The sequence below is a fragment of the Prevotella sp. AM23-5 genome, from assembly GCF_003473645.1.
GTDB classification, from domain to species: Bacteria; Bacteroidota; Bacteroidia; order Bacteroidales; family Bacteroidaceae; genus Prevotella; species Prevotella copri_A.
Genome location: NZ_QUCG01000063.1, coordinates 1 through 19525, shown reverse-complemented (window position 1 = coordinate 19525; position 19525 = coordinate 1). Strand labels below are relative to the sequence as shown.

Genomic DNA, 19525 nt, shown 5'->3' with positions numbered 1-19525 from the left:
CCAAGCATTGAACTCACGGTTTCTATTGGAACTCCGTTGGAGAGGCAAACCGAGGTTGCGAACGAATGACGGCTTACATGCCAGGACAGCGGCTTGGTGATACCACATTTTTTGCCCAGTCTTTTGAGCGAATCCATACAACTTTGGTAGTTGGGTACTGGAAACACCCTGCCGTCTTCACACAATCCACGGTATTTTTCCATAATCTGCTTGGGATAATCAAGCAACTTGATGTTGGCTTCCGTTCCTGTCTTCTGTCGATGGATAACAATCCATTCACCTTCATCGAAAAATTCCTTGATGTTCTCTTCCTTCAAGTTGTACAGATCAATGAAAGCGAGACCTGTAAAACAACAGAACAGGAACAAGTCACGCACCATGCTCATCTTCTTTCTTGTGATAGGTGTCTCCATCAACAGATGAATCTCTTCTTTGCTCAGAAACTCTCTTGTGGTCTCTTCTTCCTTGTACTCATATCGTCTGAATGGGTCTTTTACGAGCCATTCATTATCTATGGCACGGAATACCATTGCACGGAGATTGCGGACAAACACCATCGCAGAGTTTATCTTCAAGTGCTTGTCGGTTCTGAGAAAAGTCTCGTAGTCTGTGATAAAAGGCAGCGATAACTCTTTCAGAGCAATATCCTTCACATGGTAATGCGCCTGCAAGAACTCGCCCACATAGGCACACCCGATTCTATACTTCGTGTATGTACTCAAAGATTTCATGCCAGCCTTATATTGCTTTTCCATTTCATCACGGCTTTGGGAATAGACTTTCATCAGTGTATGGCAACGATACTCCAAGCCAAGAAAGGCGTTCTTCACCTTGTCGGCAGTGACGAAGTTGTCCCTGTCCATAATCTCCTGATAATGCTTGCTGATACTCACACGCATCTTGTCCAATTTACGGTTCACCTCCAAAGCCTGCATACTCTTACCTATCATGCGTCCGCCCTTGGTGTCCCACAAATCAGAATTGGCAGTTGTCTTGCAACTGAACTGCGCCTGTGTTCCGTCCACTGTGATACGTCCCATAACTGGAACAGTACCATCTTTCTTTACTACCTGTCTTTTGAGGTAGAAGATAATTGAAAATGTACTCTTCATAACGTCATTCTTTTTTGCGTTCAAAATTAATACATGAAGAGTCTTTTCTTGCTACGCATTTCACGGCAGAACACGGCAAATTTGGTTCGTAACCAAAAATCTTACGTTACTCATCAGTAACTCACTATAAATCAGAGTATTCAAATTCAATTCGTAACCTTCCTCATTCTTCCGAACCTTAACATTCCTCATTTGGGGTATAGGTTACGGATAGGTAACGTTCCTCTGTCTCATCTTGTCGTATTCCCGTCTTCGTCTGTCCTCGCCACTTTTAACCAAAATGAGGAAAGTAACTGATAACCAGTAAACTTTCCTCATTCTTCTCTCAAACACTTTTTATATGTACTTTCCAGGTTCAAAACTTTTGCTTTCTGAATATTCATCAAGCCTTTGCTTTCTTTAATCTGATTATCATCTGTATAAAACTTGGAATCATGATGCAGAGAGAGAAGCCTACGGCGTAATATACGGTCTTCTCATCGCCATGGAAGAGGTCGATGAGCTTGCCATCGCTCTGCGGCATGATGTTGGCAAGAACATACGCCATCGTATTGTTCACCCAGTGGAGCAGGATGCCCGGAACAAGACTGCCGGTGCGATAATACATCCAACCCAGGAGCAAGCCCATCAGGAGGGCATTGATAAACTGTGCCAGGTTGGCATGAACCACTCCGAAGATGGCAGCAGAAATCATGATGGCTACCCAATGGTTCTTCTTGCTCATGATGCCCAGCAGGGTGCGGAGGATGGCTCCACGGAATACTACCTCTTCGGCAAGAGGCGCCAGGATGCCGATTGCTACATAGCCCCAAGGCTCCTTCATCAGCGAGGTGAATATCTGCTGGGTATTCTCATCCATCTCGATGCCCAGCTGCTCATAGAGGAACGACAGGGGGATGATGGTTCCCAGGGAGAACAATGCCACCCAGAGAAGCGTGCCCCAAGGCTTGGAAAGCAGATAACTGCGGGTAAGCGGCGTCCACTTCGTCTTCAGGAAGATGATGAGGGTGATGACACTGCTGAACACTTGAACAAGAGCCGTAAGAATGGCGTTGCCGCCCGTACTTGCTGACTGAAGCGTTGCCTGATAACCTTCGCCCTTGATGCCTGCCCAGATTCCTGCACCGGCATACATCATGATAATCTGTACTACTATAAATATAATAAGGTAGAGGACCACATCCGTCAAACCTCTCTTTAAATTAATCTTTGCCATTGCTTTTATAGTTTATAATTAACTGTTTTATAGTTAATAGCATTCTTGCTATCATTTCGCTTCCTTTTCGAAGAGATCCAGCACGGTCTGCTCATCCACCTTCAGTTGCGCCGCTAACTCCTCGGGACCGTCAAACTTCTGTTCGCCCCTTATTCGCTTCACGAAGCCTACCAGCAGGAGCTGGTCGTAGATGTCACCATCGAAATTGAAGATATGCGTCTCCAGCGTTATCTGCTTACCATTGAAAGTAGGACGATTGCCCACATTCATCATTCCCCGCTTCCATACCACCGTATTCTCCAGTCTTACCTTTACGGCATAGACACCAGGGGCAGGAATCATCTGTCCGAAGTGAGAGATATCGAGATTGGCTGTAGGGAAGCCGAGCTTTCTGCCTTCATGGAATCCGTTCACCACCTTTCCAATGATGGTATAAGGGAAACCGAGGCACTGGGCTGCCATCTCCACTTCTCCCTCTTTCAGGAAAGAGCGGATCACGGAAGAAGAGATATTGATGCCATCTATCTGGAAGGCCTCATTTCTGATTACCTCAATGCCCATCTCACTGCCGTAGCGCACATAATCCTCAAAAGTCTCTGCACGATTGTGACCAAAGCGATGGTCGTAGCCGATGAAGAGTTTCCTTACGTTGAGATGGTCGTGGAGCACCTGCTGCATAAACTCTCTTGCCGACATCGCAGCCATCGTCTTGTCGAAATGCAGCACCACGGCATTATCCACTTCAGTCTTCGAAAGAAGCAGCAGCTTGGAATCGAGCGTACTCAGCATCTCTGGCTGATAATCCGCCTGCAATACCTTGCGGGGATGCGCATCGAAGGTGATGACGGTGGATTGCAAGCCATCCTTTCGAGCCGTCTCTACGAGATGATGAATCAGGAACTGATGTCCACGATGCACCCCGTCGAAGAAACCGATGGTTGCCACACAAGGCTGCAACTGAACGGTATCATTGTAATATATTGTATTCATTCTATCTTCTCTTTGCTATCATTCTCTTAAAAGCTCTCCACAACTCGCCCACCCAGAGCACAACGGAGGTTGAACCGATGATGAGCAGCCACTCGTGGAGCGACAATGGTGTGGTGCGGAACATTTCGCCACCAAAGGTTACGATGATCCACTGACCCACCAATACCAGTACAAGCACCAGAATCATTCCCTTATCCTTCAGGAAATGGCGGAAGGCGGTGTGATGACTCATCAGCGCCTTGGCATTGAAGAGGTTCCAGAACTGGATCATCACGAAAGTGGTGAAGAACATGGTCAGCTCATGCACATCTACTCCGCCCTTGCCTCTGCGCTCGCAGTAAACCAGCAGGGCAAACATAACGAGGAAGAAGACGATACCGCAGAACAGAATGCCGAAACCGATGCTCTTGTTGATGATGAAATCGGATGCCTTGCGTGGTTTATCCTTCATCACCTCGTGAGATGGAGGCAATGAGGCAAGTGCCAGGGCTGCAAAGGTATCCATAATGAGGTTCACCCAGAGAATCTGGGTAACCGTCAAAGGCATCTCGGTTCCGATGACAGAGCCGCCAAGCACCAGCAGGAGGGCTGCCACATTTACTACCAACTGGAAGAAGAGGAAACGCTGCAGGTTGCGATAGAGCGAACGTCCCCACATCACGGCGTTGGCGATAGACTTGAAGGAATCATCGAGCAGAGTCATATCCGAAGCCTCCTTAGCCACGGAAGTTCCCGAACCCAGCGACAAGCCCACATGGGCATAGTGAAGTGCCGGAGCATCGTTGGTACCATCACCTGTTACGGCAACCACCTCGCCACGCTTCTGAAGCATCGCCACCAGTCGCTGCTTATCGGTAGGACGGGCACGGCTCATCACTCGGATATCCTTCGCCCGTTCGTAAGCCTCTTCATCAGAAAGTGCCTCCCACTGTTCGCCCGTAATCATCTGCTGGTCGAGCGAAGTCAGAGAGCCATCAGCTCCGATATTCTCAGGTTCATCTTCGAAGACACCTATCTGCTTGCCTATCTCCAAGGCGGTGGCAGCCGTATCACCCGTAACCACCTTCACCTCGATACCCGCATGGCGGCACTCCTGCACGGCAGCAGGAACATCCGGACGGATAGGATCGGCAATGGCTGCAATGGCCTGCAACTGAAGGTCATTGGCATCGAGAAGTGCTACCACTTCGGCAGTAGAGGTTCTCGATGTTCTCATGATAGAAGTTTCTATCTTCTTATAGGCGAACGCCAGGGTTCTCATTGCCTTATGCTGCCACTCGTCGAGTTCTTCGGCCGTCTGTTTCAGCATTCTATCTTCGATGATGCATTTCTTCATCACGATTTCAGGCGCACCCTTTACAAAGAGATAGGTTTCGCCATCAACTTCTGCCAAGGTTGCCATCATCTTTCTCTCGGTAGAGAAAGGCAACTGCTTGAGAACATTCACCCGCTTGCGGAGTTCTTCATAATCCTTGCCCTGGGCATCGAGCCAGAGCAGGAGAGCCGACTCGGTAGGATTTCCGATAGGTTTGCCGTCATTCAACTCGGCTGTAGAGTTGAGGGCGATGGCAGTATCGAGCAGTGCCTCATCGCCCTGCTTGAGTTCCAGGGCGCTCACCTGCATCTTGTTCTGGGTAAGCGTACCGGTTTTATCGGTACAGATCACGGTGACGGCACCCATGGTTTCGCAGGCATGGAGCTTGCGCACCAGATTGTTCGACTTCAGCATTCTTCGCATGTTGAGTGCCAAGGAAAGGGTAATCGCCATCGGCAATCCCTCCGGCACCGCCATCACAATCAGGGTAACAGCCATCATGAAGTATTTCAGCACGATTTCTGCCATATAGAAATAATCCTTGCCGCCCCATGCCGGGTTGGTGAGGATATCGTGAATCAGGAAGATGAAGAAGGCTGCCACAGATACTACAGAGCCTACCTTGGAAATCATCTTAGCCAACTTATCGAGCTGCATGTGAAGCGGTGTCTCTACCGAAGTCTGTTCGGTAGATTTCTTCGCCACCTTACCAATCTCGGTAGCATCGCCCACGGCAGTAACCACGAACTCGCCCCTGCCATTCATCACCATGGTAGAACGGAGGATGACGTTGAGAGGATAGGCTCCATCGCCACCGCCTTCCAGAGATTTCTCAGTAACGGGCTCGCCCGTAAGGGTAGATTCATTCATCTGCAGGTCATTGCAGACAATGAGTTCGCCATCGGCAGGCACCTCGTCGCCCACTTCCACGAGTACCACATCTCCCACCACCACATCGTGGCGTGGAATCTCCATCACCTTACCATTGCGGCGCACCTTTACCGGCTGCTCTTCGCTGAGTGCCGTAAGCAGATTAAACTTCTTAGCCGCATCGCGCTCAAAGTAGAAGCCCACGGTGGTAGCAAGGAAAACAGCCACGAAGATACCGATGGTCTCCATGAAATTCTTTTCGATGAAAGCGAGGATAAGGGAAACGAAAGCCGCCACAAGGAGTATCTGGATAATCGGATCGCGATACTTATCCAAATACAGTTTCCATAATGAGGTACGTTGAGGAGGGGTGAGCACGTTTTTGCCATGCTGTTCCCTACTCTGTTTTACTTGTTCGTCGGTAAGACCGATTCTTTTGTTTTTGTCTATGTCCATTTCTGAATAGAAATACTTTTCTTTTGTACGATTAATAAGTACATACGCACGTGTGCGCACATAATTTGGTGCAAAGATACGCTATTTTTCTGATTCAAGGAAAATTTTTAAGATTTTATTTGGTTATTTGCCTAAAATCTAGTATCTTTGCACTCGAATTTGATAAAAATTCAATGGACTTGTAGCTCAGTTGGTTAGAGCAACAGACTCATAATCTGGAGGTCCTAGGTTCAAGCCCTAGCTGGTCCACTTTGAATATCAAGCAGTTAAGCAGAAATAGCTTAACTGCTTTTTTCATTGCAAGTTTGCTTGAATTTGGTCTATTTGTTTTTGCGTATTCCGCAAAAGTTTCTTTGCCCATCTTACTCCTTCACCATGTTCAGAGAATGCGATATAATCTAACCCTAACGCAACTAATTCTTCAAACTGCAAAAGAGCATCTTCAGATAAGCCGTTAAACATCAACGCAACAGCATAGTCATACTTAACAAGAGGGTCATTGGGTTCTTGCTCAAAAGCTGCTTTTGCATAAGTTAAGCAACCTGCCTTATCCCCAATAGTCTTATAGGCCTCGGAAAGAATCGTCTTCAAATAATACTCTTTGGAATAACGCTTGCAAATGACACGAAGATAACGCACTAGTTTCTCCTTATTGTTACTCTCTTCCAAAGCATCAATCTTTTTCAAAATTCGATTCCGCTGAGATTCAGAAGCATATCCTATATCTGAGGCTTTTGCAACAGTCCTTGGATGACTATACTTTAATACTTTATAGAAAAGAACAGCTTCCTTTTTGGAGAAATCGCTTTCAATACCTTTTCCTCGGTGTGACAAATGCTCTTCCATGAGAGCCAAGGCCTCCTTATCTTTAAAAAGATGATAGAGACAATCTGCCTTATAATATCTGGAATCATTAATGACAGACTTTACCCATCTGACACCATAGCCATTTTCCGCAACCTCCTCAATAGTCATATTTAAAACAACATCCCACTCTTCTATGGATTGTTCATATTTTTCTAACGACCAAAGGATTCTGCCACGAGTATAATTCAAGAGAGGCATGACAGGGCATACCTCTTTTGCTTTATCGGCATAAGACAAAGCTTCCTTATCTTTGCATCTGTTCCATAGGACATTTGCAAGTTGAGTCAACAAATAGCAGTTATTTGGTGACTCTTCTAATTTCTTTCTCAACAGCTTTTCTGCTGCAGAGAAGGAATTGCTTTTTATGAATTCTATCAATCTATCCATCTTACTGTATTATCTTCTTTTAATATGAAAATGTTCCACAGCTCTTCACCGTATCATTTCTTCTTATGTAAAGCTAGCTGAATTCTTAAAGAATCTACAATACAGCCATATCTACTTTTATCCAATGGACCATAAATCGTATCCTTAACTTTGTCTATAATCCAAAACGTTCTTCCTTGCAGTTTCATTTGCTGATAATATTTAATTTCCTTTCCGAACCAAACAGTATCATTATCAAGTGAAGCAGGATCAAATTTTTGATATGCCACGATATACCGTTCATTATAAGCATAATCTATGATTTCTGGAAATAGTACCAACGTATCAACTCCCTTTTCATCTTGCTTACAAATACTTCTTTCACAATAAGAGTAACCATTGCCTAAATCCCAGTAATCACCATGAATGCAACTTGTTACCAATAGCCCTATTAGTATAAATATCACACAATGTTTCATCTTAAAAAATTTTTCTTATTCCTAATTTCCGTAACACCATAATTTAATATTAATTTTATAAGAGCAACACATAGTTGCTTTGGATTTTACCATGTCAGAAATTTCACTTATCTTAGTGTTGTATATAAAAACAAATAAAACTCTGAATGACATGGCAAAAATACAAATAAAATCTAAGAAACTTGCTCCTTTTGGAGGAATTCTTTCGTTTATGGAGTTATTTAATGCTCTTTTGGATCAAACAATAGATTTCACCTTGGGATTGAGATGTACATTGTATGGCTATTAATATAGCGAGATTCTACGTTCTCTAATGTTTGTATATCTTTGTGGCGGCTCATGTATTGAGGATGTTACAACACACCTTATGAAACATTTGTCACTCCATCAGTTTCTTCTTACTTTGCCCAAGAAGCCAAACGACTGAGTAAGAGAATCCGGCAAGAAAAAGAGGGCAACTGGGACTTTTGCAACCAAGTTGCAGAAACCTTTTCGTAATTTTGCAACCGAAATAGAAAAAGGAACTGAATGTTCCGAGGTATATAGAACTAAAAGTATTGCAAAATTATGGAAGAAATGAAACTTTCTCACGAACATCATCATGAATGCCATTGTGAAAATTCTCACGAACATCATCATGAGCACAATTATGATTGCTCATGCTCCACAGAAGAACATGAGCACCAGGGGTGCGGTTGCCACCATCATCATGAAGAAGGCGGTTTGAAATCCAAACTCTTTCTGATTGGAGCAACCATCATCCTCCTAATTATCGCTGTTTTCATCGAAAAGGAATACAGTCTGGCTACCTGGCAGTTGCTCCTCGTCTATCTCATTCCTTATTTATTAATAGGACACGAGACGCTGGGCGAAGCTGCAGAAGGTATTGCCAAGGGCGATATGTTTAACGAAAACTTTCTGATGGCTATTGCAACCATCGGAGCACTTTGCATCGGATTCTTCCCAGGATCAGATACAGAATTCCCGGAGGCAGTCTTTGTGATGCTCTTCTTTCAGGTGGGCGAACTCTTCGAAGGATATGCGGAAGGAAAGAGCCGCGACAGTATTTCGCATCTGATGAATATCCGACCGGATGTAGCAAATGTTGAAAGAAACGGAAAAGTAGAGTCAGTTTCGCCGGAAGACGTCAAGATAGGAGAAACTATCGTAATCCGTCCGGGAGAGAAAGTGCCTCTGGATGGTATTGTTGTTGAGGGAAGCTCAGCCTTGAATACCATTGCCCTGACAGGTGAGAGTATGCCACGGGATTTGAATGAAGGCGATACTATCATGTCCGGTTGCATCAACCTTTCAGGAGTAGTTCGTGTACGCACTACCAAGAGTTTTGGCGAAAGTACCGTATCCAAGATTATTTCTCTGGTAGAGAGTGCAGACAAGAACAAGTCGAAGAGCGAGGCTTTCATCACCCGTTTCGCCCGAGTCTATACTCCTATCGTTGTTTTCGCAGCCATTGCCCTGGCTTTTATTCCTCCATTCCTGGCAGCAACAGGAATCGTAGGTGAAGGAACCTTTGGCGAGAAATTCCCATTATGGCTCAACCGCGCCCTGATATTCCTGGTAGTTTCCTGTCCTTGCGCCCTGGTCATCAGCGTGCCCCTCACCTTCTTTGGCGGCATCGGCGGAGCATCCCGGAACGGTATTCTCATCAAGGGCAGCAACTATATGGATGCTTTAGCCAAGGTGGGAACCGTAGTGTTCGACAAGACGGGTACCTTGACCCACGGAGAGTTTGCCGTAGCAGCTGTTCATGCAGATGCTTCCTGCCCAGACCATTCATCCCATGATGCAGATAATGTACATATTGGCGAATATTCTGACAAGGAGAAAATCCTGCTTCATCTGGCAGCTCATGCTGAACATTTCACTACCCACCCTATCGGAGCAGCCCTGCGTACTGCCTTCCCGCAAGAAGCAACAGATGGCTGCGAGGTGACCGATGTAGAGGAAATTGCAGGACAGGGTATCCGTGCCAAGGTGAACGGCAAGGTGGTTTGCGTGGGCAACAAGAAGATGATGGAAAACATCGGCGCAAAATGGCACGACTGCAACCAGGTGGGAACCATCATCCACGTCGCCATTGATGGCAAGTACGCAGGACATATTGTGATCAACGACACCCTTAAGGAAGGAAGTGCCCACGCTATCAGAGAGCTGAAAGAACTGGGAGTAGAGAAAACGGTAATGCTGACGGGCGACCGCAGAGAAGTGGGAGAAGATGTTGCCCACAAACTGGGACTGGACGAGTGCCGCGCAGAACTGCTGCCAACCGACAAGGTTTCGCATGTAGAGCAACTGCTGAAGACAAAACCGGCAGGCAAGACGCTCGCTTATGTAGGCGACGGCATTAACGATGCCCCTGTATTGAAGCGTGCCGATGTGGGCATTGCCATGGGTGGACTGGGTAGCGATGCAGCCATCGAAGCTGCCGATGTAGTACTGATGGATGATGACCCTAGAAAGATTGCCCTTGCCGTGAAGATAGCCAGGAGAACCATTCATATCGCTCACGAGAACGTGATATTTGCCATCGGAGTAAAGGTTGCCGTACTGATTCTCGCCACCATTGGTCTCGGCACCATGTGGATGGCTGTCTTTGCCGATGTAGGTGTTACGGTACTGGCTGTATTGAACGCCATGAGAAGTTTGGGTAAAAATCGTCTTTTTTATCGTTAAATACCAAAATAAGTTGTATCTTTGCAACCGAATTGCAATATACAATACTGAATGGTTATGTATAAAAAAGACATTTTGACTATGAATAAGATTATCAAACTCATCTTCGTGCTCTGCTGCTTCTGCGGCATTGCACAGGCTCAGCCTCAACGCCCTAAGCTCGTTGTAGGCATCGTTATCGACCAGATGCGATGGGATTATCTCTATCGCTACTACGCCCGCTACGGCGAAGGCGGATTCAAACGAATGCTTGGAGAAGGATTCAGCGTAGAAAACTGCAAGATTCCTTACATCCCTTCGGTTACAGCCATCGGCCACTCTTCTATCTGGACCGGTTCCGTGCCTTCTATCCACGGAATAGCTGGCAATAACTTCGTGAAGGATGGAAAAGTAGTGTATTGTACTGCCGACGATACCGTCAACCCGGTAGGTTCAGACAGCAAGGCTGGCAAGATGTCGCCTCGCAATCTGTGGGTAACCACCATCGGCGATGAACTCCGTCTGGCTACCAACAACCGCTCTAAGGTGATTGGTGTAGCCTTGAAAGACAGAGCATCCATCCTCCCTGCGGGCCATCACGCCAATGGCGCTTTCTGGTTTGATGACAAGTCGGGCAAGTTCATCACCAGTACTTTCTATATGGATAAGTTGCCAGAGTGGGTGAACAAGTTCAACAAGCAGAAACTCCCAAACAAGTATCTTTCCAAGAAATGGGAGGCGCTCTACTCTATCGATTCCTACAAGGAGAGCACCAGCGATGACAACAACTATGAGAACGGCATCGCTGAGGGCGAGAAGGCAGTATTGCCACTCGATCTGCCTACCTTATATAAAAAGCATGGTTACAAGATTCTCCGCAACACTCCATTCGGCTGCAACCTGACCTTCGATATTGCCAAGGCAGCCATCGCAGGCGAGAATCTGGGTAGAAACACAGATACTGATTTGCTGACCATCAGCTGCTCAAGCACCGATTACATCGGTCATCAGGTGGGCGTAAACGCTATCGAAACAGAGGATTGCTATCTTAGATTAGATAAGGCGTTGGCGGATTTCTTCGCATATCTCGACCAGACCGTGGGCAAGGGAAATTATCTCACCTTCCTCACCGCCGACCATGGAGGCGTAAACAACGCTACCTTCCTGCAGGATCAGCGAATCCCTGCCGGCATCTGGAACAAAAAGGGATTGGTAGAAGAGCTGAATCAGATTCTGAAAGCTAAGTTCAATACCGACAAGGATCTCGTGAAGACCATCATGAACTATCAGGTATTCTTCAATACCAATACCATCGAGGAACTCGGTTTGGATTACGCAGCCATCAAGCAGACTGTGGTAGATAGATTGAAGAAAGACAAGGACGTGCACTATGCCTTCGACATGGAGAAGACCTCTATCGAGAGCATCCCTGAAGAGCTGAAGTTCCGTGCCATCAACGGTTACAACCGTGAGCGCAGCGGAGGTGTTCAGATTGTACTGAAACCAGGTCACTACGAATATTACAGCAGCAAGGGAACTACCCACGGAGCATGGAATCCATACGATATCCATATTCCTTGCCTGTTTATGGGTTGGGGCATCCAGCACGGCGAGAGCGCCCAGCCTCACTATATGACGGATATTGCCGCTACCGTTTGTGCGATGCTGCATATTCAGGCACCTAACGGCTGCATAGGCACACCGATATTCTAAACAAAACAAAGGCTAGGTTTCTCTGAATCGGGAACCTAGCCTTTATTATTTATTTTCTCCACAAAAAAGAAACTCTTTTATTCTTCATGCAGATTGTATTCTTCCATGCATGATTGTATTCTTCCATGCATGATTTCCCTAATCATCATTCATGATTTCCATATATTCCTCGTAGGAAATATATCTGCCACCCATCGACTTGAGATGCGGGGTTTCCAACTGGCAATCTATCATCTTGCCTCCATGCTCCTGCAGATAATTAGCCAGGAAGATGAGGGCTATCTTTGAACCCGACGGAACCCTGGAGAACATGCTCTCGCCAATGAAAACCTTACCGATGGTAACGCCATAAAGTCCGCCCACCAGTTCACCGGTCTCATTATCCCATACCTCCACGCTTGCCGAAAAGCCCTGCTCATGAAGGGCGGTGAATGCCTGGATGATATTTTCACCCAACCAGGCACCATCTTCCTCGTATCGGCCATTGGTCTTGCTGCAGGCTCGAATCACAGCATCAAAATCTTCGTTGATTCCCACGCTGTATCGGTTCTTCCTCAGCAAGGTACGCATGGAATGACTGATGTGGATTTCGTCCGGGAAGATGACGAAGCGCTTCATCGGACAGAACCAGAGTATCTCCGGCTGGTCGCGAAAGCTATACCAGGGAAAGATACCGTTGCTGTAAGCCAGCAGCAGGCGGTCGATACTCAAGTCGCCACCTATTGCAAAGCAACCGTCTTCATCACCATAATGCGGATCGGGAAAATAAATCTCTTCCGCATTTTCATCTATCTGTAATATCATCGCTTTCTAACAATTAATCACCAATTCCTTACCATCGAAATCTACGCAGCCCTTGCCAGCCTTCTTGAGCTTGCCGAAGAGCAGAGCCTTCATCAGGATTGGCTTCAGGCGGTTGCCGATGACACGATCCATCTCGCGGGCACCATATTCCTTGGTAAAGCCCCACTCCAGAATCTTCTCTCTTGCCGCATCGGTAAGCGTAATAGAAACTCCCTTTGCTGCCAACTTTGCATCGAGCTGACGAAGCTTCTTGGCAAGAATCAGTTCTGCCATGTGCTTATCCATATCGTTGAACACCACAGTGTCGGAAAGTCGGTTGATGAACTCTGGCTTGAAGGTCTTCTTCACCTGTGCCAGCATCGCCTCGCCACGGGTTACATTACCGCCGAAACCTACACTTGCCTGGGATGCATACTGCGCTCCGGCATTGGAAGTCATCACGAGGATTACGTTGCGGAAGTCTGCCTTCTGACCCTTGTTATCGGTCAATCGGGCATAGTCCATCACCTGGAGCAGGATGTTGTAGATGTCGCTATGCGCCTTCTCAATCTCATCGAGCAGGAGCACGCAGTTTGGTGTCTTGCGGATGGCATCGGTCAGAAGTCCGCCATCTTCATATCCTACGTATCCGGCTGGCGAACCGATGAGTTTAGCCACGGTATGCTTCTCGGTGTATTCACTCATATCGAAACGCACCAGTTCGATGCCGAGTTCCTTAGCCAGCACACGGACCACCTCGGTTTTACCCACGCCCGTAGGCCCCACGAAGAGCAGTGACGCCATCGGCTTGTCATCATCCACCAGTCCTGCCTTCGCCATCATCACAGCCTCAACCACCTTATCCACAGCCTTGTCCTGACCGTAGATCTTGTCGAGTATGCGCTGGCGGAGCGTAGCCAAAGCATCGTTATTCTCATCTTTCATCGCAGCCGCATCAATCTTGCAGACCTTAATCAGAATCTGCTGGATAATCGCCTTGGTAACATAAGAACGCTGGCGATATTCCACAGGATGCACCTCCAGATAAGCACCCGCCTCATCCATCAGGTCAATGGCCTTGTCTGGCAGACAGCGGTTGCTGATGTATTTGGCACTGGCACGAACGGCATACTCCAGGGCGTCCTTGCGATAAGTTACGTTGTGGAACTTATTGTATTTATACTGCAAGCCCTCCAGGATTTTGATTGCCTCCTCCTCGGTAGGTTCCTTGATATCTATCTGCTGGAATCGGCGCACGATGCCCTTGCTCTGAGCCATGTAGCGGTTGAACTCCTCGTAGGTGGTGGAACCAATGAATCGGATGTCGCCAGCCTCCAAATATTGCTTCAGCATATTGGAAGCATCCGGTCCGCCATCAGAGCCACGACCGGCACCTATCATATTATGAATCTCATCAATGTAGATGATGGTGTTGCCTTCCTTCACGGCTCCTTCCATCACCATCTTGATACGCTTTTCGAAATCGCCACGATACTGGGCACCGGCAAGCATCTGTCCCATGTCCATGCCATAGATGCGTGCGCCCTTGAGGCGCTCGGGTACCTGATTCTCGTTGATGAGCTTGGCAAGACCATAAACCAGGGCTGTTTTACCTACGCCCGGTTCGCCGATGTGAAGCGGATTGTTCTTCTCGGCACGGCAGAGCACCTGGATGGTTCTATCCAGCTCCTGCTCTCTGCCGATGAGCGGATTGTGCTCCTCTACCTGATCAGAGATGCAGGTAACCAACTGGTGCCAATCCTGAGGCTGTCGGCTTCTACCCTCCTCTTCATCTTCATCATAATCGTTGTCATAATCGTCCTCATCATATCCATCGCCCATCAGGAGCGTTTCGTCTCCCGGTTCGTTATCGAGCGGATAATAGCTATCCACACTCGCCAGGAATTCGCCCTGACGGTCGCCCACGTTCTTGCACAACAGGTAAGCGGCTTCTGAGTTCTGCAAGCCAAACATCGCCTGCACGAAATGAGGCACATTCACGAGTTTTCTATCTGCGGCTGCAGCCAGGGCGCACGCCGTTCCAAACATAGTCTTGAAGAGTGATGATGGTTCTGGCAGGAACTTGATGTTTTCAGGCACACGTTCCTGCTTGGCGAGCCATCCCACCAAGTCTTCGTGCATCTTGATGCTATCCACGCCTTCCTCCTGCAAAGCCTGGCAGAAGGCATACTGGCGGAGCAATGACAGAAGCATGTGCTCCGGCATCACAAACTCATGATCGAAAAACCGGGCCTGCTTCATGGCATCGTCCATCAAGACACTCATATATCGGGTTAATCCCATACTATCCATTCTATATTTTCCTTTCTTTATTCTGGCATATAAGTGAGCTTCAGCGGATACTTCTGCGTACGGGCTTTCTCCATCGCTTTCTCCACCTTGCTCTTGGCGATGTCGTAGCTGTAGGTTCCCACCACGGCTTTCTCCTCATGGTGAACCTTGAGCATGATTGCTTCAGCCTCAGCCTGCGACTTGAAGAAGATGGATTCGAGGATTTCTACCACGAAGTCCATCGGTGTAAAGTCATCATTAAACATCACCACCACGTAACGCCCCGGCTCCTTGAGCCTGGTTTTCTGGCGTTCACGAATTGCTGTCTGTTCTTGAGCCATATCTTAATTATTACTTTGTATAAGCATTGGTAATCTCCACTACGTAAACATCGTGGAATCCACCCTTGGCACCATACCACTGCAGAAGATCCTTATCGAGAAACTTCTCGGCAGTCATACTGTCCTTATAAAGTTTGCGACATTCCAGTGTGAGTCGTGACTGCTCGAAGCCGATGCAACCATTATCGGTTTCCACAGGAATTAATCCTGTTTCCTTTGCTTTATCGAAATCACGTCCGCTCTTGGATCCGCAGAAGTTATAGATCTTTCGAGCCTCCTCGCTGTTGCCGAGGAAAGAGAGGGTCATGAATTCATTCTCCTCGATGATGCCGTGGGTAAAACGCTCAGGGCGGATAAATACCACAGCCACCGGCTTGTTCCAGAGCCATCCCAGGCAACCCCAAGAGGCAGTCATCATATTGAACTTATCCTTGTTGCCGGCGCAAACCAGCATCCACTCCTTACCAATAGTCTCGAAGACATTATCATTCAGTTCTTTTACGTTGATTTTCTCCATTTTATCTTTTCCTTTCTCTGTATATCTTAATTAATGAAATAATGCAGCATTCAACAAAAGTTATGCCAATCCAGCACCGAACACCGCATATCACCTGCAAAGATACAAGAATAATCTGAAAAAGCGAATGTTTCTATCAGAAAATGCTTTTTAAAATAAAAATAAATCACATTTTGCTTTGTCTTTTCAAGGAAAGGCATTACCTTTGCACCCCGAATGCCGAAAACCGTGCAGGCTTGCGGCTTCGATTTATTATTCATTTATAAACATTTTATTTAATGTACAAAACAATTTTCAACAAGCGCAACAGCTTGAAGTTCAACCGATTCTCTAACAAGAATTACTCACTCTTCGCAGTTTTGGGAAGAGAGGTACTTGTTGGCGCACTCAGCGTTGCTACCCTGAGCCATGCCAAGGCAGAAGGCGTAAGCACAGAGGGAACCAAGGTTGATTCTACCCTCTACAAGGGCGGAAAGGCTTACGAGCTAGATGCGGTGAGCGTTACCGGATCTCGTGCGCCGATGACTGTAGAGCAGTCACCTAAGATTGTGTCTGTCATTACCCGCGACGATATTCATCGTGCGGCAGCGCAGACTATCAACGATGTATTGAAATTAGCTACCGGCGTGGATGTCCGTCAGCGTGGTGGCTTTGGTGTTCAGACGGATATCTCCATCAATGGTGGAACCTTCGACCAGATTACCATTCTCTTGAATGGTGTCAACATTTCCAATCCACAGACTGGTCACAATGCTTCTGATTTTCCTGTAGCTCTTGCCGACATCGACCACATCGAAGTGCTCGAGGGGGCAGCATCGCGCGTATTCGGAACTTCAGCTTTCAACGGTGCCATCAATATCGTGACCAAGAAGGCTAAGAATGATGGAGTATCTGCAAGTGTAGAAGGTGGAAGCTTTGGAAGTTTCGGAGCACAGGGACGTGTGCAGACGGCTTTTGAAACGGGCAAGTGGACTCAGGCTTATTCCGTAAGCGGAGGCTACAAACGCTCGGATGGCGGCACGGAGAACAGCGACTTCGAGAAGGGACAGGGCTACGGCAATCTCTCCTTCTCTTACGACCAGCGTTTCGACATCATCGCCCAGCTGGGTATTGCTACCCAGAGCTATGGTGCCAACACTTTCTACAGTGCCAAATACAACAACCAATATGAGAAGACAGACCACGGTATGGCTTCTCTCAACCTGAGTCTGCACAACCAGGAGAAGACCTGGGAGATTGCGCCTCAATTCTATTATAACAATTTCAAGGATCACTATCAGCTGATTCGCGGTATGGCTGGAGCCAAGGCTGGCGAGAACTATCACGACCTAGATGTTTATGGTGGTGGCCTGAATGCCAACGTGGCTTGGGCTTTGGGTAAGACCGCTGTGGGTTTCGATATCAGCAAGGAGTGCATCTACTCTACTGCATTGGGCGAGGAACTCGCAGAGAAAGACTATAAGAACATCTCGGGTTCCGACCGTCAATATACCCGAAAGGGTGAGCGCACCAATACCAACATCATGTTGGAGCACAACTTCATCTTCGGCGGTTTCACCTTATCGGCTGGTGTCTTGGCTAACAAGAATACCGGTTTGGACAACGACTTCCGCTTCTATCCTGGTGTGGATATGAGTTATCGTCCTAACAACAACTGGAAGTTCTACGCATCCTGGAACAAGGCTCTGAGAATGCCTACCTACACCGACTTATATATAAGTAATGTGGTGCAGCAGGGCGACATCACCCTAAACCCGGAGAAGAACTCAACCTTCAAGGTGGGAACCCAGTATCGCCAAACCGGTTTTGCCGCAACCGTTAGCGGATTCTATGCGCACGGCACCAACATGATTGACTGGGTTCAGACTTCCGTGACCGAACAGAATGACAGCAAGTATCACGTGATGAACATCGGAAAGCTCAACAACATGGGCTACAATGTAGATGCAACTATCTACATGAGAGAATTGGTACCAAACAGTTTCATCACCCGCATCAAGTTGGGTTATGCTTACATCTATCAAGATCATAAGACCGAGATCAACATCCTGAAATCACTCTATGCATTGGAATATCTGAAGCACAAGGCTGTATTCGGTTTGGATCATCAGATCTGGAACAAGCTTTCAGCTTCGTGGAGCGTAAGATGGCAGCAGAGAATGAATGGCTATCATCCATACACCAAGGTGGATTGCAAGCTGATGTGGGACGAGAAGAAATACAATATCTTCGTGAAAGCCGACAACATCACTTGCCACCGCTATTACGACCTCACTGCCGTTAAGCAGCCTGGTTTGTGGATTATGGCAGGAGCCAGCGTAAATCTCGGCTGGTAATATAAAACAAAAAAGTCTTCAAGCCAAAATGGCTTGAAGACTTTTTCCGTTTATTCCGGTTTCTGATATTTTCCATTCACTTTAATCGGTTCGAGATGGATTCCCACATGGGTATCTGCGCCGAAGTGCTGCTTCAATCTTCGTTCGATATGGGTAGCATGCTCATGAGCCTCATAAAGCGAGAGAGAACCCGGCATGCGGATGTGCATCTCTACCGCAATCTTGTTTCCGATGCGACGGGTACGCAGGTTATGAATCTCTCCTACTCCCTGCTCTTCATTTGCAATCTTCAGGATTTCATCTTCCTCCGTTTCCGGAAGACTGGCATCCGTCAGTTCTTTCACAGATTGCATCACCAGTCCCCAGGCAGCCTTGATGATGAAGGCACTCACGATGATGGCAGCAAGCGGATCGAGCACCGCCCATTTTTCTCCCAGGATGATGGCGCCACCAATACCGAACATCGTTCCGATACTCGATAAAGCATCGCTGCGATGATGCCAGGCATTCGCCACTACAGCCTCGGAATGATATTTCTTTCCGGCTTTTACCGTAAACTGATAAGCCCACTCCTTCATCACGATACTTACAATGGCAGCAATCAAGGCTACAACGCCCGGCTGCTGGAGTGTCTCGCCGCAGATGGCACGATAAGTCTTGGTTACACCCGAATAGCAGATCATCACACCCACCACAAAAAGCGAAATGCCGATGATGGCTGTGGCAAGCGTTTCGTATTTGCCATGACCATAATCATGGTCCTTATCCTTTGGCTTATTGCCCAGTTTTACGAATACCAGTACCACCACATCTGTGGCAAAATCGGTAAGCGAGTGGATGGCATCCGCTATCATGGCTGCAGAATGTCCGAGAATACCTGCAGCAAACTTCAGTACGAGCAGCACCACATTGATGATGCTTCCCGCTATCGTCACCTTATATACTTCCTTTACTCTATCCGCATCTGCGGAATGATTCTTTTTCGTTTCTGCGGGCATCTCTTGCTCGCTATTTATTCTCTCATTCTTGTCCATACTATAAAATATTACAGAAGTCCTTTGCTTCCTCAATAATGTTTTTGTATAACCAAATTTCTGTCTTTCATGAATTGAGCGGCAAAAGTACATCTTTTTTCTGAAATCGGATAAAAAGAGAGATTAAAAAAGTATAATGTACTTCCCTGAAAAAGGTTGTCACTT

Annotated in this window: 14 protein-coding genes, 1 tRNA gene and 1 pseudogene; 5 read left to right on the top strand and 11 right to left on the bottom strand. The window is 47.1% G+C overall.

Translation table 11 applies throughout. The annotated features are described in order from the left end of the window. From DW657_RS13410 to DW657_RS13395, 4 genes are all read right to left on the bottom strand, one after another. The coding region (locus DW657_RS13410; RefSeq protein ID WP_147381943.1) for a site-specific integrase at nt 1-1112 on the bottom strand (1112 nt) is incomplete at its 3' end. Nucleotides 1113-1494: 382 nt separating this feature from the next. After that, entirely contained in the window at nt 1495-2328 is an 834-nt protein-coding gene (locus tag DW657_RS13405; protein WP_118312970.1) for a CPBP family intramembrane glutamic endopeptidase, read from the bottom strand. Between the two features lie 51 nt (nt 2329-2379). Next, nucleotides 2380-3318: a bifunctional riboflavin kinase/FAD synthetase gene (locus tag DW657_RS13400; protein ID WP_118312968.1), complete on the bottom strand. Its 939-nt coding sequence runs from the start codon at nt 3316-3318 to the stop codon at nt 2380-2382. A 1-nt stretch (nt 3319) separates the two neighbouring features. Next, nucleotides 3320-5959 carry a calcium-translocating P-type ATPase, PMCA-type gene (locus DW657_RS13395; RefSeq protein ID WP_118312966.1) on the bottom strand — a complete coding sequence of 880 codons (2640 nt, stop codon included), beginning with the start codon at nt 5957-5959 and terminating at the stop codon, nt 3320-3322. A gap of 175 nt (nt 5960-6134) precedes the next feature. Between DW657_RS13395 and DW657_RS13390 the strand changes: the two genes are divergently transcribed. Then, nucleotides 6135-6208 (top strand) — tRNA-Ile (locus DW657_RS13390). A gap of 45 nt (nt 6209-6253) precedes the next feature. On the opposite strand, the gene DW657_RS13385 is transcribed toward DW657_RS13390, so the two are convergent. Together DW657_RS13385 and DW657_RS13380 are read right to left on the bottom strand one after the other, a co-directional pair. Beyond that, a complete protein-coding gene (locus DW657_RS13385; RefSeq protein WP_118312964.1) occupies nt 6254-7213 on the bottom strand; it encodes a hypothetical protein in 960 nt (319 codons plus the stop codon). 53 nt (nt 7214-7266) lie between these two features. Further along, nucleotides 7267-7671, bottom strand: coding sequence for a DUF3997 domain-containing protein (locus tag DW657_RS13380; RefSeq protein WP_118312962.1), 405 nt, complete (start codon nt 7669-7671; stop codon nt 7267-7269). 151 nt (nt 7672-7822) lie between these two features. Here DW657_RS13380 and DW657_RS13375 point away from each other — a divergent pair. From DW657_RS13375 to pafA, 3 genes and pseudogenes are all read left to right on the top strand, one after another. Further along, nucleotides 7823-8074, top strand: a pseudogene (locus DW657_RS13375) (IS1380 family transposase); the annotation flags it as partial. 320 nt (nt 8075-8394) lie between these two features. After that, nucleotides 8395-10365 (top strand): heavy metal translocating P-type ATPase, encoded by a 1971-nt coding sequence (locus DW657_RS13370; protein ID WP_118312960.1) that lies wholly within the window; start codon nt 8395-8397, stop codon nt 10363-10365. A gap of 81 nt (nt 10366-10446) precedes the next feature. Then, the gene (gene pafA, locus DW657_RS13365; protein ID WP_118312974.1) at nt 10447-12057 is read left to right on the top strand and encodes an alkaline phosphatase PafA; all 1611 of its coding nucleotides are present in this window, start codon (nt 10447-10449) and stop codon (nt 12055-12057) included. Between the two features lie 138 nt (nt 12058-12195). On the opposite strand, the gene aat is transcribed toward pafA, so the two are convergent. The 4 genes from aat to DW657_RS13345 form a co-directional block, all read right to left on the bottom strand. Then, nucleotides 12196-12861 carry a leucyl/phenylalanyl-tRNA--protein transferase gene (gene aat, locus DW657_RS13360; protein ID WP_118312958.1) on the bottom strand — a complete coding sequence of 222 codons (666 nt, stop codon included), beginning with the start codon at nt 12859-12861 and terminating at the stop codon, nt 12196-12198. A 6-nt stretch (nt 12862-12867) separates the two neighbouring features. Continuing rightward, on the bottom strand, nt 12868-15102 hold the full coding sequence (locus tag DW657_RS13355) for an AAA family ATPase (protein WP_369973482.1): 2235 nt from the start codon (nt 15100-15102) through the stop codon (nt 12868-12870). Nucleotides 15103-15170: 68 nt separating this feature from the next. After that, a complete protein-coding gene (locus DW657_RS13350; protein WP_117663422.1) occupies nt 15171-15473 on the bottom strand; it encodes an ATP-dependent Clp protease adaptor ClpS in 303 nt (100 codons plus the stop codon). Nucleotides 15474-15483: 10 nt separating this feature from the next. Next, the gene (locus DW657_RS13345; RefSeq protein WP_118312954.1) at nt 15484-15990 is read right to left on the bottom strand and encodes a flavin reductase; all 507 of its coding nucleotides are present in this window, start codon (nt 15988-15990) and stop codon (nt 15484-15486) included. 278 nt (nt 15991-16268) lie between these two features. Here DW657_RS13345 and DW657_RS13335 point away from each other — a divergent pair, with 278 nt between their 5' ends. Beyond that, nucleotides 16269-18326 (top strand): TonB-dependent siderophore receptor, encoded by a 2058-nt coding sequence (locus tag DW657_RS13335; protein ID WP_118312950.1) that lies wholly within the window; start codon nt 16269-16271, stop codon nt 18324-18326. Nucleotides 18327-18376: 50 nt separating this feature from the next. Here the strand turns inward: DW657_RS13335 and DW657_RS13330 are convergent, their stop codons facing one another. Next, complete coding sequence (locus DW657_RS13330) at nt 18377-19360, bottom strand: cation diffusion facilitator family transporter (protein ID WP_369973481.1); 984 nt, start codon at nt 19358-19360, stop codon at nt 18377-18379. Nucleotides 19361-19525 lie beyond the last annotated feature (165 nt).